The 14,219-nt window shown below is 57.7% G+C and carries 13 protein-coding genes; 5 read left to right on the forward strand and 8 right to left on the reverse strand.

Translation table 11 applies throughout. From position 1 onward, the window contains the following. The first annotated feature begins 34 nt into the window (after window positions 1–34). The 3 genes from DX909_RS08235 to DX909_RS08245 are packed head-to-tail and all read left to right on the forward strand — an operon-like array spanning window position 35 to window position 3,452. Complete coding sequence (locus DX909_RS08235; RefSeq protein ID WP_128544667.1) at window positions 35–1,168, forward strand: aminoglycoside phosphotransferase family protein; 1,134 nt, start codon at window positions 35–37, stop codon at window positions 1,166–1,168. A gap of 15 nt (window positions 1,169–1,183) precedes the next feature. After that, window positions 1,184–2,167, forward strand: a complete 984-nt coding sequence (locus DX909_RS08240; protein ID WP_128544668.1) for a T3SS effector HopA1 family protein — start codon at window positions 1,184–1,186, stop codon at window positions 2,165–2,167. 4 nt (window positions 2,168–2,171) lie between these two features. Continuing rightward, window positions 2,172–3,452 carry a lanthionine synthetase LanC family protein gene (locus tag DX909_RS08245; protein WP_164851223.1) on the forward strand — a complete coding sequence of 427 codons (1,281 nt, stop codon included), beginning with the start codon at window positions 2,172–2,174 and terminating at the stop codon, window positions 3,450–3,452. A 20-nt stretch (window positions 3,453–3,472) separates the two neighbouring features. Here the strand turns inward: DX909_RS08245 and DX909_RS08250 are convergent, their stop codons facing one another. From DX909_RS08250 to DX909_RS08285, 8 genes are all read right to left on the reverse strand, one after another. Beyond that, window positions 3,473–4,621, reverse strand: a complete 1,149-nt coding sequence (locus tag DX909_RS08250) for a hypothetical protein (protein ID WP_128544670.1) — start codon at window positions 4,619–4,621, stop codon at window positions 3,473–3,475. Between the two features lie 21 nt (window positions 4,622–4,642). Beyond that, complete coding sequence (locus tag DX909_RS08255) at window positions 4,643–5,710, reverse strand: hypothetical protein (protein ID WP_128544671.1); 1,068 nt, start codon at window positions 5,708–5,710, stop codon at window positions 4,643–4,645. 230 nt (window positions 5,711–5,940) lie between these two features. Continuing rightward, window positions 5,941–7,179 (reverse strand): DUF3179 domain-containing (seleno)protein, encoded by a 1,239-nt coding sequence (locus tag DX909_RS08260; protein WP_229310984.1) that lies wholly within the window; start codon window positions 7,177–7,179, stop codon window positions 5,941–5,943. A 102-nt stretch (window positions 7,180–7,281) separates the two neighbouring features. Then, entirely contained in the window at window positions 7,282–8,817 is a 1,536-nt protein-coding gene (locus DX909_RS08265) for a vanadium-dependent haloperoxidase (protein ID WP_374755861.1), read from the reverse strand. Between the two features lie 24 nt (window positions 8,818–8,841). Continuing rightward, window positions 8,842–9,732 carry a transporter gene (locus DX909_RS08270; protein WP_128544674.1) on the reverse strand — a complete coding sequence of 297 codons (891 nt, stop codon included), beginning with the start codon at window positions 9,730–9,732 and terminating at the stop codon, window positions 8,842–8,844. A 91-nt stretch (window positions 9,733–9,823) separates the two neighbouring features. Beyond that, entirely contained in the window at window positions 9,824–10,945 is a 1,122-nt protein-coding gene (locus DX909_RS08275) for a hypothetical protein (protein ID WP_128544675.1), read from the reverse strand. Between the two features lie 113 nt (window positions 10,946–11,058). Continuing rightward, entirely contained in the window at window positions 11,059–11,607 is a 549-nt protein-coding gene (locus DX909_RS08280) for a hypothetical protein (RefSeq protein WP_128544676.1), read from the reverse strand. Between the two features lie 91 nt (window positions 11,608–11,698). Next, a complete protein-coding gene (locus DX909_RS08285; RefSeq protein WP_128544677.1) occupies window positions 11,699–13,162 on the reverse strand; it encodes a sodium:solute symporter in 1,464 nt (487 codons plus the stop codon). A gap of 112 nt (window positions 13,163–13,274) precedes the next feature. On the opposite strand from DX909_RS08285, the gene DX909_RS08290 reads away from it, so the two are divergent. Both DX909_RS08290 and recR read left to right on the forward strand, forming a co-directional pair. Further along, entirely contained in the window at window positions 13,275–13,553 is a 279-nt protein-coding gene (locus DX909_RS08290) for an ATP-dependent Clp protease adaptor ClpS (RefSeq protein WP_128544678.1), read from the forward strand. Between the two features lie 35 nt (window positions 13,554–13,588). Then, window positions 13,589–14,200: a recombination mediator RecR gene (recR, locus tag DX909_RS08295; protein WP_128544679.1), complete on the forward strand. Its 612-nt coding sequence runs from the start codon at window positions 13,589–13,591 to the stop codon at window positions 14,198–14,200. The last annotated feature ends 19 nt before the right edge of the window (window positions 14,201–14,219 follow it).

A 14,219-nucleotide genomic window follows, 5' to 3' on the forward strand; every position in this document is an offset into this window, starting at 1 on the left:
TACCAGCCTCCCGGCGACAAAAACCGCTACCCCTATGCTTCTAACCGGCTTCAACCTTGCTCACTATCTGATGGATAAGGGGTACCTCTCCCCCGACGAAATTCTGGACGGCACCTACACCGCCCACCCGACTTCCAGCCGGAACACCAACTTCCTGATCAACCGGGATACCGGGTCGGAAGGTCTTTTCGTCAAGCAGGTGCAGGCCTGGGACCAGGAGAAGATCCTGACGCTTCGCTCGGAGGCCACCTGCTACTGGCTGGCCAACCAGGAGGATGAGTATGCGCAACTCAAGGCCTTTCTGCCCCGGTTTATCGAATTCGACCAACCGAACCATATCCTCATCACCGGGGCCGTTCCGGATGCGATCAGCCTGAACGACTTTTACCTCCGGGAACGGCAGTTTCCGCCGATGCTCGCCGTTCAGCAGGCCGAACTGCTCTGCTCCTTCCATAAGGATCTGGCCCGCTCCGTGCGCGACCGGCCCAGCTTTCGTCTGTTCCGACGCCAGCCGCCGACGGTTTTCCATTGGAGTGCGTCCGGATTTTCCACCTACGGTGGAACGAAAAGCCTGGCCGAACAGCAGATGATTCAGCTCATCACCCGGAACAGCGACTATACGGAACGGATGGCGGCCGTGCGTGACCAGTGGGAAACCTCCAGCCTCATCCACGGCGACATCAAACCGGCCAATTTTCTGGTGGTCGGCATTCCGGTGGTCGGCATTCCGGTGGGCGGCAGCTCTATAAAAACCGGCCGTTTCGACCTGCGGCTGATCGACTGGGAAACGGCCGACATCGGCGATCCCTGCTGGGATGTGGCCGCCGTTTTTCAGAGTTACCTGTTCTACTGGATTTATCACGAACCCGCTGCCGATCAGACCGGCCCGAATCCCTTTATCGACCCCTGCTTTTCGCTCGAAGCCATGCAGCCCTCCATGCAGATGTTCTGGAAAACGTATGCCCGGAACATGGACTGGTCGGTCGAGGAGGCCCGGGATAACCTGAAAAAGACGGTCGGCTACTGCGCTATGAAGCTGATTCATACCTGTTTCGAATCCATCCAGCAACTGCCGGGCATGCCGCTCCACAGTGCCCGGATGCTGCAGCTGAGCCTGAATATGCTGACTGCCCCCGAAGTTGCCGCCTATGAACTGTTTGGCCTCTAACCCCGCCCTTCCCTGATGGAAACCCTGTACGACACCCAGCTCCGGATGATGATGGAAGGCATCCGGATCGACCCCGAACAGCGCCGGATCACGGTCGCCGGGGAGACTGAACCGTTCCCCTATCAGCCTGAGAACCTGAGGTCTACCCTCAGCGGTATTCTGTACCGGTATTTTTACAATGCCGCCGGCCGGACCGACGCCCCGGCCTATTCCGCTCCCGATGCCTCGCTGGTGGAAGCCTTGAGCCGGAACAATCGAACCCCCGAAGCCTTCGACGCGCCCTGGACGGTCGAAACGGTCGATACGTCCGGAACTGTCTATGCCGCCAAAGGCAACCTGAAACGGATGGTATTTGCGGGCGAGTTCGTTTACGACACCTCCAAACGCGGTCCGGCGCAACCCGGCGACCGGCTTCGTCTGCTGATGCATTCCGAAAACCGGGAGGGGCATAGCGGCTATTATTACGCCTTTGGGCGGACGCCCGGCGAAGAGGGAACGGCCCTCCAGACCCGCCTTTACTTCAACGTTACCCCGGAGGGCTGCCTCCGGCTGGTCGACTGGCTGACCGCGACGCTCAACCACCGGCACATCCCGTTTCAGTTCAAATGCCTGAATCATCCGGACCTGTTCGAACGATCCGACACGGCGGTTCTGTATTTACAGAAGCCGTATGTCAACGCCGTCCTGGACCTGCTGACGGAAGCCTACGACGAGTTTCAGCCGTTTCTGCGCCGGCCGGTGCCGATGTTTACCCTCCCGCTGGCCCCCGGCATCGCCTTTGCCGAGAGCCCGCCCAACCCCGGTGAGAGTTTTGGGACGAGCCGCTGCGGCCTCATTGCCCAGGGCATCGCGGAAGCCGTAGAAGCCGGCAAAGAAGCCGGGGCGTATGAAACGGCCGTCAAAACCGTCTTCGATCAGGTCGGCCTGTCGACCGAACAGCCATACCGAAATCCGCGCTCGCAGTATCCCTTTGTTTTCCCGATCTTTTCTGCCGAATAAACCGATGGAAACCCTCCTGACCACTTCCCCCAAACCCATCGCTCCTGCTCCCGGAGAGAATTCCTTTTTGGAAACGGCCGCCGACATCGGCCGGCTGATCTGCCGGGACGCCATCTGGCATCGCTCCCGGTGCAATTTCCTGACATCCATCAACGATCCGGCCTACGACTATCCCCGCCCCTATTTCAAGGCTCTGGAAGCCGACTTTTATTCCGGCTCGGCGGGCGTGGCCTTCTTTCTGGCGGCACTTTACCGGGCCGCCCCCGACCGGCAGCTTCGGAAAACCGCTCTGGGCATCCTTCAGACGACGCTGGATAATGCCCGGCGGATCGCCCCGCCCTCCGTATTAGGATTCTTCACCGGCTGGACCGGGATCGCCTGGGTGGCCATTCAGGCCGGGCGGTGGCTGGGCGAAGAAGAACCCATTGTCCGGGGGCTCCAACTGCTGCATTCGGTCGCGACGCTCGACCTGGAGCAAACCGGAATGGATGTGGTCGACGGAGCCGCCGGGGTCATTCCGGTCCTGCGGCAGGTTGAAGCCGGCTACCCGGAGCAAAATCGGCGGGATTTCGTGATCCGGCTGGCCGACCATCTCCTTTCCACCGCCGAACGCTCCCCGGCCGGATGGTCCTGGAAAACGGTGACCGGGGGAAACCACCGCAACCTGACCGGGTTCGCCCACGGCGTGGCCGGCATCGTCAACGCGCTGCTGGAAGCCGCCGACCTGACCGGGAGCGCCGTTTACCGGGAAGCGGCTTTCGAGGGATTGCGGTATGAGAACACCTGGTTTCTGCCTGCGGAACAAAACTGGCCCGACTTTCGGATGGGCACCCAGGCGCCGTCGAACCCGATGGCGGTGGAAGCACCGGCCTGTTCCTGTGCCTGGTGTCATGGTGCCCCCGGCATTGCCCTTTCCCGGCTCCGGGGTTTTGAACTGACCGGCGACAAAACCCTGCTGACGGAAGCGGAAACGGCGGTCCGGACGACTGCCCGCCAGCTGACCTGGGAGCAGCAGATGAACTTTTCCCAGTGTCACGGCCTGGCCGGTAATGCCGATGTGCTGCTCGAAGCCTCGGCGATTCTTCAGGAACCGGCGTGGCGCGAAAAGGCCGAAGCAACCGGCCGAATGGGCCAGGAGCGGTTTGCCCGCACCGGCCTGTGGGCCAACGGTCTGTACAATGACTTCCAGATTCCGGACTTTATGCTCGGCCTGTCGGGAACAGGTTATTTTTACCTCCGGCTTTTCCGGCCGGAATCCTTCCGGTCGGTATTGCTGCTGCGGTAACCCACCGGGTCGGGCTTCGATCATGGGCCGGCCGGTTCGGCAATCCGGATATAATCGGCATTCGGTTTGGAATGGACCCCGAAGCGGTAGGTGAAACCGGCGACCGGATGGAAGTCTTTCCGGGACCGATAGTTGCCCACTTCCAGCAGCAGGCCGTACCGTCCGCCGAAATGGTACCGAACCCCGGCATAGGCATTCGGGAAGGCTTCCTGAATAATGAGAATGGTCCGATGATGGAGAGTGCCGTAACTGAGGCCGAAACCGACGTAATAGTCGAAGGGATCAGCCGCAAAATGATACAGCAGCCGGAGCCCGACGGAATGAGTCCGGCTTTTCCCCCCGGCCGAAGCGCAATAGATAAATCCGTGACTGATTTGTTGGTCGAGGAGTCGGGTACGGCGGTCGTAGGCGATCATCCCGCTGAAGATATTACCGAGATACAGCCCCGCCAGAGCGACGGAAGAAGAGTCGATCCGGAAGGCGCTTCGTTTCAGATTGGTAGTGAACCGGTTTTTAAGAAACGGCTCGTCCTTTCCGTACGAATCCGATAAGCCATACCGAAGGCTCAGATCGACCGAATGATTGAAAAACCGGGCCGTCTCTCCCGTCCGGCCGAAGGGCGCCATCTGGAGGTAATGGTTCAGGCCCCGGCTATACCCCAGCTCGACACTCAGCCGGCGGTTAGGGCTGAATCTGACTTGCGGACGAATGGACACCACTCGCTTCGACGGCAGGTAATGATCATTGTTAGGCTTTTGATTCAGATTGATTACCTGATGATCGGCCAGAAACCGGAACCGAAAGCCCATCGACGCCGACAGGTGTCGGCTGAGGGTATACCTTCCGTATGGCTCGATCCCGAGGTACTGAAAACGGTTTTTCGTCAGAACCCGATGGTCTAGCGTACTGTTGACTTGCTCCAGGAGGTTCACGGTGACCGAATTCCCATACGTAAAACGAGTCAAACTGCTGCGTTCCAGACTGAATCCGGCCCAGTAATCATAGGCAATATCAAAGCCTAGCCAGACGGGTCGGTGAAAGGGCGTGTTAATGGTGTGGGTCGTCTGGTGCGGAAACCCACCCCCTGCCGATGCGCTCCAGCGGACTTTACGCTGGGCGCATACCGGCAGGGTGATCGCCCACAGAAGAAAAACGAAGGCGGCTTTCACGAGAGGTCAGGAGATCTCGGGTTAACAGTCCATGGAAAGCCGGAGCGTGGGAATATCATTGTTCTGATAGAAGCCGTTCCCCGAAAAATTGAAGTAACTTACCCAGTATTTGGTCTGGTAATCCGTCAGATTAAAAAATACCTGCTGGGTGCCTGTAAAATCGATCCCTTCCCAGTTGTTGCTGTAGGTAAAATTGCAGGGCGGGAAATAGCTGATAAGGGGCGGATTCTTCGGAATGGTGAAGGTAAGTGTGAATTGAGAGGACAGGGTTTGGCGGGTCCGGTAGGAAAACCAACCAAAAGGGCCTTTTTGCTGGGCTACGCCTTTGGCATAGGGCGTCACATACAAATTGTACAGGTTTTCTCCAATTTTGACCCGATAAGTCGATGCAAAAACCTCGAGTCTGATCCTCACGTTGCCGTCGACCTGGTATTTTACGATTCCGTAATGGCAGGCCGACCGGCGTCCGTTTTTGTGGTTGGATTTTCGTTTATACCGCTCGACCACGTCCGACACCTCGTTTCGTTTGTTTTTATCCCCGTCGAGGATAATCCGCTGTTCCTCATCGTCGAAGTAGTAGAGCATTTTGCCGACATAGACCAGATTTTCTTCATTCAGCAGGGCAGCGATGCGGAGATCCGAATTGGAATACCTGAAACCGGCCTCCGCATCGGTGCTGACCATGCCGCCGAATTCCTTTACAAGGTCATCGTACCGTTTTTTGTCTTTTTTCCGGGCGGCCTCCCCGATCCGGGCGTTAAAATCCTGGAACTTCATCAGCAGGGATTCGAACCCGGCCTTTTCGGCAAACCTGATCCGATCGGCCACCGACAGTTTTGCCATACTGTCCAGCGTTCGGACGAAAGCATCTCCGTCTCTGAAATGCAGCATCCCCTGCCGAACCTCGAACGCCCCTTTGATGCTTTCATCACTCCTGTTTTTCCCCCATTTCGTCTCGTAGTCTTTTCTGGCTCTGTCGTCGGCAGACGTAACTTCACTGGGAGTGACCGACGATTTTTTCTGGGCTTCATGGCTGCAGGCCTGCCCTAAAAGGATTGCACTGATAATCGTAAGCAGTTTCGCTTTCATCGAAATGACTGGCGGATAGGTTGAAAATCGTGAAAACTGTTTTACGGGTCAGCTACAAGTACTATTTTCAATTATATGTTTGTGTACAAACAATGATTGGCAATAATATAATCTTTCTGAATACCGGGCAAGCCGGAGTCCGATAATTTTAATTCCACCTTTGCTTAAGTTGCCTGAATTAGAGGAATTAAAACTATTTGTCTATCAAACTTCTACAAATAGTAACCTTTTTATTCGTGGGCCGGAGGAGTCTTTGCCCCTTCGAACCGGGAGGTTTCCGGGTGAAACGTCTGCCAGGAATGCCAGAATTCCTGGGAAGCGGACAGGGCGGTCAACTTCCGGCCTACGAGTTCTCCTTCCATACAGACGCCCTGCCGGTTCCAGAGCGACCCGGTTTCGGCATCCCGGAAAGTATCGGTTCCGGCCGGGGCAAACGTCAGGGTTCGGCCGTCTACCTCCCGGTTCCAGACGTGAAAGGACGCGCTGTCGGCCGCGACCATCAGCACCAGCGGCCGGCCGCCCAACCGGTCGTTCGTGATTTTACGGTCGAGAAGCCGGTTCCAGTCATAGGCCCGGGCGGCCCGGTTCTGCACCACTCCGACGACCCATGATTTCCGTTTCCACGACAGACTGTCGCGTCGGGTCAGCTCGCCTTTCGACTTCCCCTTATCGAAGGGGTCCATGCCCTTGTAGTCTTTGTTGAAGGTAGTATCGGGCTGAAGGACCAGGGTTTCAGGGTGTTGTTCGGCCCAGGCGGCCAGCGTCATATGCTCCGCCGGAAGGTCCGGCAGGGTCTGGCCTTTCAGCGGCCCGACGACGGCCTCGCCGTTCACCTGCCGCCACCAGCTGCCGGTGGTCCGGTCTTCGAACATGGCGTTGAAGTGGTCCATTCCCACCAGCCGGAACGTTTCGGGCCGGCCGTTCACCAGCGGTCGGAACACCCGTCCGGTCCGGCAAACGGTGCAGTAAGTGATCATGACCGGCTCCCCTCCCACCGTGTCGCGCACCTGATGGTGGTAGCCGATCAGCTGAATCGGATAAGCCCGGGCCTGGCCGTTCAGCAGCAGCCCCAGCACCAGTTTGTGGCCCGGAATCTTATTGGCTTTCATCGGCGCCAGCCGTACCGTGCGCGGCTGATGAAAGATCTTCTCCGCCAGAAACTGGAAGTTAAACAGGTAGAAAACCGCCCCGTAGCCGGCCAGCAGCACCAGCACGAGCGCCTTCCTGAGCTTCGGTCCCCGCTCGGCCAGCAGCCGGTAGGTCGGCCAGAGGAGCAGCATCCCGCCGACGATTCGCAGCCAGAAAATATTCTGATGGATCCAGTAGGCCGGCGTAATGGTTTCGCTCTCCTGGCTTCCCGGAAACGGCATGATGAAATACACTTTGGCCACTTCCAGGGCCGCCAGGAGCAGGATTCCGGGGATAAATAGCAGCAGCTTGTTCATGATGGGCCGGGAGATAAGGGTCATCGGCCGTATAGCCGTATTCGGCGATTCGGGCGTATCGGTAACGTTCCGGATTCCCAGGCCGAAACGGCCTGGGAATCCGTTTGGGAGATCACATTCGGTCTTTTAGAGTCCCGAGCCGTCCGCCTTGCCGCGGGCCACCGCATAGTCGCCGATGGCTACCCCGCATTTCAGGCCCGCTTCGCAGTCGAAGCGAAAATGGATCAGGCCGTACATCCGGGACGTTGAAGCTTCCTGCGCCATCTTATCGAAGGAACCGGCTTTGTCCGGGAATACATAACCCAGTACCCGGGCCGCAGCCCCTGAAAACGTCGAGTGACCGGACGTGTAGGACGGGAAGTTGGGCAGCCCCACCGAGGTTTTCAGGCCAAATTGCTGCGGACGGGGGTAATAGTAATAGAATTTGGTATCCCAGCAGCAGATGCCTGCGTCCATCTGACTGGTCCCGAGCAGGGCCAGCGTCCGGGCGGTGCGTACCTCGCTGAATTTGGCGTCGTGGGCGGCATTGACGGCCGTCCGGAACCAGTGTCCGGGGGGCGTGTAGCTTCCGGCGCCGTCGGACCAGTAGTTGGCAATGCGGGCCTGCTCCCGGGTCTGGTTCTTCTGAATGTCCTTCAGTTCATCCAGCGCCTTTTTGAAGTCGGGGCTATCGAGCGCCGGCGGAGGTCCCGGGCGCAGTTTGATCATGGTTTCACGATCGAAGTTCCAGGTCTGCACGGCACCGTAGTTCGGCAGCATGGGCGGCCGCTTCGGGCTTTCCTGGCTGATCCAGACTTCCGTCAGCCCGAGCAGTTTGGCCTTTTCGATCATTCCGGCGGTCAGGGCCTGGTTGTTGGCCGTGCTCATTCCGTCGGCCCGGGCCCTGCCCATCACTTTGGCGGCTACGGCCGTCCCGAGGTCGGCACCGGCGGTCAGGTCGCTTTCCACGTTCATGCCCGCCCAGAGCCGGCTTTCACGATGCTCTTTCATTTTGGCTTCCAGAAAAGGCACCTCGCCGGGGAACATGGCCTTCAGCACGGTGAACGAAGCGGCTGCCACCACGGCGTCTTCCGAGGGATACGACGGCAGACCCGATACCGGCAAAACCGCCTGAATACCCGAGTCGACTTTGGAAGGTGCTTCCCGACGGTATTTGAACTTGTAATTCCAGGCCGCCACCAGGGCGTCATACTGCGCCACGCTCAGGTAGGCCAGCGCCCGGGCGGTATAGGGCGGGTTGGCAAACGGAAACTTCGGATCGGCCAGCGGGTTGTTGGCATCCGGCACCGGATACTTTCCTTCGGCATTGGAAGCCGGGGGAATGTTGTACCGGGCGGCCAGCTCACGGGCGATCTCGTTCCAGCGGTATACGGCGCCGGCGCCCCAGTACGAAATGGCGTCGCGCTGGACACCCGTCAGACCGGCCATCTTCTGTTTCAATGCGCTCAGTTCGGCCTTGTATTCGGCGGAGGTGACGGCTTTGGGTTCCGGCAACGCCACCTCGGAAGAACCGGTCAGGACGTAGGGTTTCCAGGCGCCGGCTTTTTCATCCAGATTACCCGGAGAATAGGCCTGACGTTCAGGCTCATCGATGGATTTGTCACAGGAAACGACCAGCGCTCCGGCGCCCGCCAGAAGGGCAGGAAGAAGTATGAAGGAGATATATTTTTTCACGGTGAGTCCCAATTACAGTTTAAACAGATACAGTACGCCAACCTGGTAGCTGGTGCTTTGTCCTACATTCCGTCCGCCGACGACGTATCCGACCCGGGCGCTGAGCCCGATGTTGCGGGGTTGCACCTTCCCGTACCAGCCGACCGAGGTGGCCTGCATATTATTGGTCGGGAAGGGCATGTCGTTCCGGCGGATATGATCGCCACTCGTGCAGGCGGTCCGTTCGACCCAGACTTCGGTCTGCCACATCTTCCGCAGAATTCCGAGACGACCGCCCAGATCGAAGGCGTTGGGCATCCGGACCTCATCCGTATTGTACAACCGGTCGTTGGCCTGGTAGGCGTCGCGGTCGAGTTTGATGTTGCTCCGCCAGATGTAGCTGCCGTGGCCCGTCACGTACAGGCCCGTGGCCGGGTGTTTGTAGTTGGCCACCAGCCGCCCCATGGCGGTGCGGCACTGCAGGCCGATCGACATCGGCAGAAAATCCGGCACGTAGTTGCCGACCGGCAGGGAAGCCCCGGCAACGGCATTCAGCGAAAATCCTTTCCAGGCTACCACTTTGTATTTCAGCCACCCGGACAGGTCCTGGAACCCTTTCTGGCCCATCAGGTTACCGGCCGAGGTTTGAGTCCAGACGTAGGGCAGAGCCAGAATCACGTTCAGGCGGTTGGTGATCCCGATCGCGGGCATCAGCATGACGTTCTGGGTCGTGTGCGTGCCGATATTCAGATTTTCGCGCTTCAGGGAGTTTTCCCAGTACTGGTCCCAGGTGCTGCGGCCATACATACCCGCGACGCAGACGGAGCCTTTGCCCATATAAATGGCGTCGTGGGGCATCTGGGCGCGTGCTGCCAGCGGCAGCAACAGGGCAATAGCTACAAGGTATCGAATGGATTGATTCATTTCCGTTTACAAGAAAAGGTAGGTAACGGAGGGGCTTTCTTCGGCCCCTCCTTTCGGCAGATAGCGGTAAATGGCTGAGGCAACGCGATTTTCAGAACCAGCGGCTCAGTGAGACGGAGATCAGGTAATCGGCGAAGGCGGCATCCCCGTGGCGCTGGCCGGTGGGGTCCTGGAGGTCGGAGTAGCTCTTGATCCGGTTGCGGTAGAGGGCGACCGGAACGGTGACGGCCCCGGAGAACTTACCCCGCATGTAGGACAGACCCGGCTCGACCGAAACGATATAACCCGGACGACGGAAGCCTTTGCTGCCGCCGAAGGCGTCATGGGCCGGAACCCCCTCCACGCGACCGCCGAGCATGACGGCCAGACCCGGTATGAAGTGGAGCGACTGGCTCAGTCCGACGCGGGCCGCAAACTGGTCGGCCACGGAGAATTTACCGGTGATCGGGTCCTGGGTCGTGGCTTCCGGGCTCCGGACGACGTTGTTCGTTTCGCGGGGATTAAACAGGTAATACCCGTTAAAATAAGCGGTCAGGTGGCTGGTCAGCTGGGCGTACCCCTGCCCTTCCAGGCTGAAGCCGACTCCGCCGTCACCAAGCTGGATGGACTGGTCTACGGGCTTGTTGATGACGTAATCCCGCTTCTCCTTGTCGAGCTTGTGGAAATCGCCTTTCACGCCCGGGTTGCCGGTCGGAAGTTTGATGCCGGCGCCGATCGCCATGTTGAATTTAGGCAGCTTCACCGGGTTGATGAGCCAGTAATTCCCGGAAATCCGGAGATCGCCGATGCCCTGGGAATAGGTATGAAACCGCTTCTGCTCCGGGTTGGCCGAGACGGCGTTACCGTAGTGTTCATAGAGCGACGAACGGTCGTTGTACTGGATCGGCAGATTGACCGAAAAGGATAGCCGTGGGGAGGCCAGATAGGTGATGCCCAGATCGACGGCGTGCGAAAGGTTGATCACCTCGGTATTCTGTTCGAGTCGTTCCTTCTGCTCGACGTCGCCCTTGTAATGCCGGAACGACCGGAAGTAGCGGTACCCCATGTTTACCTGCCAGTGGCCGGCCCGCTGTTTGAAGAAGTCGGCCGAAGAGACCGTTCCCGGTGCCGCACTGCTCATGTGCCGAACGGCCACGCAGCCCTGGGCCGACGCCTGGGTATAGAGAATGGTCAGGCATAAACCTGCCAGTAAAAACCGGTAAATCGTTTTCATCTTTAATCTTGACTTATCCTGAAAAAGAAACCTTGAGATTGATTAGGTAGAATACACCAGTCCTCTACGATTTCATGGAATCATAGGACCCGGAGCAGGGATAAAGCAGGAAATCAAAGAGAATTTTCGGGGGGAGGGGAAAATACCGGCAGATACCGGGTCATCAGGTGCGAGGCCATGGTGGGAAACCGTCCCTTTTCCGTCCAGTCGAATAAAAAGAACCAGACGCAGGTACGGGTAGTCGGAAAGTACTCTTTCAGAAGGAGTTTCAGAAGATTATTGGCTTTCCTGGCCGACTCGGAGGTGCTTCCGGCAAACTGTTCCTTCACAAAAGAAAGCAGATCCTTCTGCCAGAAGGATTTCGCCTTATTGACGTAGCCCGTGATGTGCAGGGTATCGCCGGAAACGTCCAGATTGACGATTTCATAAAAGCTGCCCCGGTATTTGAAGCCCTCCTGTTTCTGCTGGGTCAGAATGGCTTCGTTCGGGTGTTTCTGAAGCGGAATATGAAACTCGACCATGTGGTCGACCGACGAAAAAACGGTCAGCCGTTCGGACAATTCGTGCTGTTCCTGCCACCGGACGCTCAGGAGCACCAGCAGAGGCCCCAGCATCTGGTAAAGCAACAGAACGAATAAACCGAAGGAAATAAGCCGTTTCACAAACCGTCTCTTTGACAAAAATTACTCAAATATAGGCATTACTTAAAATGTTTCAACTTCTTCACCACAATTTAATGTTAGCTCTGGCCGCTCAGGCCGCCACCGGCTGGGCCACGGTGGTTTTCCGGGAAACCGCCCAGAGGCCGAGATACGTAAACAGCCCATTGAGAACCAGCCGCTCGAAGCCGAACTGGTAGCCGTTGAACCACTCGGCCGAGTGGTTGTTCACATAGAGCGTCAGAAGGGGCGAAGCCAGGCAGATGAAGGGCACCCAGCCGTCGCGGACGGGCCGCTTCGTAAACAGACCGAAGGCATACAGGCCCAGCAGCGGCCCGTAGGTGTACCCCGCCAGGTCGAAGACCGCCGTGATGACGTCCTGGCTGTTCAGGCGGTTAAAGAGGATGATGACTACATAAAACAGCACCGAGAACCCGATGTGTACCCAGTGTTTGATCCGGGCCCGCTCCGTTTCCGGGCGGTTTTCGACGTTCATGAAGTCAATGCAGAACGAGGTGGTCAGGGCCGTCAGGGCCGAGTCGGAACTGGCGTAGGTGGCGGCCGTGATGCCCAGCAGGAAGGTGATCCCGACGACCATCCCGAAATGGTTCAGGGCCAGCATCGGGTACAGATCGTCGGTTTTGGCCGGGATGGCGATGCCTTTCGTATTGGCATAGACGTACAGCAGCGTACCGAGCGACAGGAACAGAAAGTTGACGAACGTCAGCGTGATCGTGAACCAGAACATATTCTTCTGGGCTTCGCCGATGTTCTTGCAGGTCAGGTTTTTCTGCATCAGGTCCTGGTCCAGGCCGGTCATGACGATGGCGATGAACGCGCCGGAGATAAACTGCTTGAAGAAGTTTTTCGGATCGTTGGCGTCCCAGAAGAATATCTGGGAATAACTGCTGTTCCGGACGGTGGAAACCATCTCCCCGAACGAAAAGCCCAGCTGTCGGGAGATCAGAAAAATGGTCAGGATGACGGCCGTCACCAGAAAAGTAGTCTGGAGGGTATCAGTGACGATGATGGTTTTGACGCCCCCTTTGAAGGTATACAGCCAGATGAGCAGGATCGTAATGGCGACCGACACCTCGAACGGCACGCCGAAGCTGTTGAAAATGGCAATCTGAAGGACACCCGCAGCTACGTACAGCCGCACGGCCGAACCGACCGTCCGTGCCAGCAGGAAGAACCCCGCCCCGGCTTTATACGACCAGAATCCAAACCGCTTTTCCAGATACCCGTAGATCGAAATCAGGTTCATCCGGTAATAGAGCGGCATCAGCACCGTTCCGATCACATAATAGCCGACGATGTAGCCCAGCACCACCTGGAAGTAGGAAAAGGCCTTGGGGCCGACCGCGCCGGGCACCGAGATGAAGGTGACGCCCGACAGTGAGGTGCCGATCATGGCGAAGGCCACCAGGTACCAGGGCGACTGCCGGTTGGCCGTAAAAAACGTATTCGTGTCGGCCCCCCGGGACGTGTACCAGGAAACCAGGATCAGCATACCGAAGTAGGCGATCAGAATGGCTAAGGCAATATTGGGATTCATTCGGTTACAGGCAACTTTTTAGTCCGCAGCCCGGTTGTTTAAATGGTGGTTACGGCTTCCGAAAACCGCCGGAATTTCGTAAATTTGCTAAACAAACAAGAATTTTCGTGGAATGCAACCGTTCGAGGAAAACGACGTAGAGGTGCTGGAAGAAGTCGTTGACATCGACCTCTATAGCCTGGTGGTCTTCAATGACGAAGTCAATACGTTCGACTACGTGATCAACACGCTTATGGAAGTCTGTGAGCACTCTCCCGAGCAGGCGGAGCAATGTACCCTCATTATCCATTACAAGGGCAAGTGCGCCGTCAAGAATGGTTCCTGGGAAGAACTTGTCCCCAAACGAAATGAAATCTGCCGGCGCGGCATCTCCGCCGAGGTCCTGAAATAGGCCTTCATCATTCACCATCAAACAACCGATTCACCTTGGAGTTTCCTTCCAAACTGATAGAAGACGCGGTCAACGAGGTGGCCAAACTGCCGGGGATCGGCAAGAAAACCGCCCTGCGGCTGGTTCTTCACCTCCTGAAACGCGACGAAGAACAAACCCAGCGTCTGGCCGAAACGCTGGTGGCCATGCGCGGGCAGGTCAAGCACTGCCGCAAATGCCACAACCTTTCGGATCATGACGTGTGCAGCATCTGCGCCAGCCACAAACGGGATCATTCGCTGATCTGCGTCGTGGAAGATACCCGCGACGTACTGGCCATCGAGAATACCGCCCAGTACAAAGGCCTTTACCATGTTCTGGGCGGTATCATCTCCCCCATCGAAGGCATCGGCCCCGGCGAACTTCACATCGAATCGCTGGTCGATCGCCTGCGCAACCCCGAAGGCGATCCTGTGAAAGAGGTAATTCTGGCTCTCAGCCCGACCATGGAAGGTGATACGACGGCCTTTTATCTCCAGAAAAAGCTGCGGCCTCTTCAGATCCGGATATCGACCATCGCCCGCGGTGTACCCATCGGCGGTGACCTCGAATATGCCGACGAAGTAACGCTCGGACGCAGTATCCTGAGCCGGGTTGCCTACGAATAACCGGCAAAAACACAGTTCG

Source organism: Larkinella soli (assembly GCF_003703975.1).
GTDB lineage: Bacteria > Bacteroidota > Bacteroidia > Cytophagales > Spirosomataceae > Larkinella > Larkinella soli.

Bases quoted from the DNA above. Each gene is read 5' to 3' on its own strand.
- DX909_RS08235 (WP_128544667.1), top strand. From the start codon at position 35: ATGCTTCTAACCGGCTTCAACCTTGCTCACTATCTGATGGATAAGGGG.
- DX909_RS08240 (WP_128544668.1), top strand. From the start codon at position 1,184: ATGGAAACCCTGTACGACACCCAGCTCCGGATGATGATGGAAGGCATC.
- DX909_RS08245 (WP_164851223.1), top strand. From the start codon at position 2,172: ATGGAAACCCTCCTGACCACTTCCCCCAAACCCATCGCTCCTGCTCCC.
- DX909_RS08255 (WP_128544671.1), bottom strand. From the start codon at position 5,710: ATGAAAGCGAAACTGCTTACGATTATCAGTGCAATCCTTTTAGGGCAG.
- DX909_RS08260 (WP_229310984.1), bottom strand. From the start codon at position 7,179: ATGACCCTTATCTCCCGGCCCATCATGAACAAGCTGCTGCTATTTATC.
- DX909_RS08270 (WP_128544674.1), bottom strand. From the start codon at position 9,732: ATGAATCAATCCATTCGATACCTTGTAGCTATTGCCCTGTTGCTGCCG.
- DX909_RS08275 (WP_128544675.1), bottom strand. From the start codon at position 10,945: ATGAAAACGATTTACCGGTTTTTACTGGCAGGTTTATGCCTGACCATT.
- DX909_RS08285 (WP_128544677.1), bottom strand. From the start codon at position 13,162: ATGAATCCCAATATTGCCTTAGCCATTCTGATCGCCTACTTCGGTATG.
- DX909_RS08290 (WP_128544678.1), top strand. From the start codon at position 13,275: ATGCAACCGTTCGAGGAAAACGACGTAGAGGTGCTGGAAGAAGTCGTT.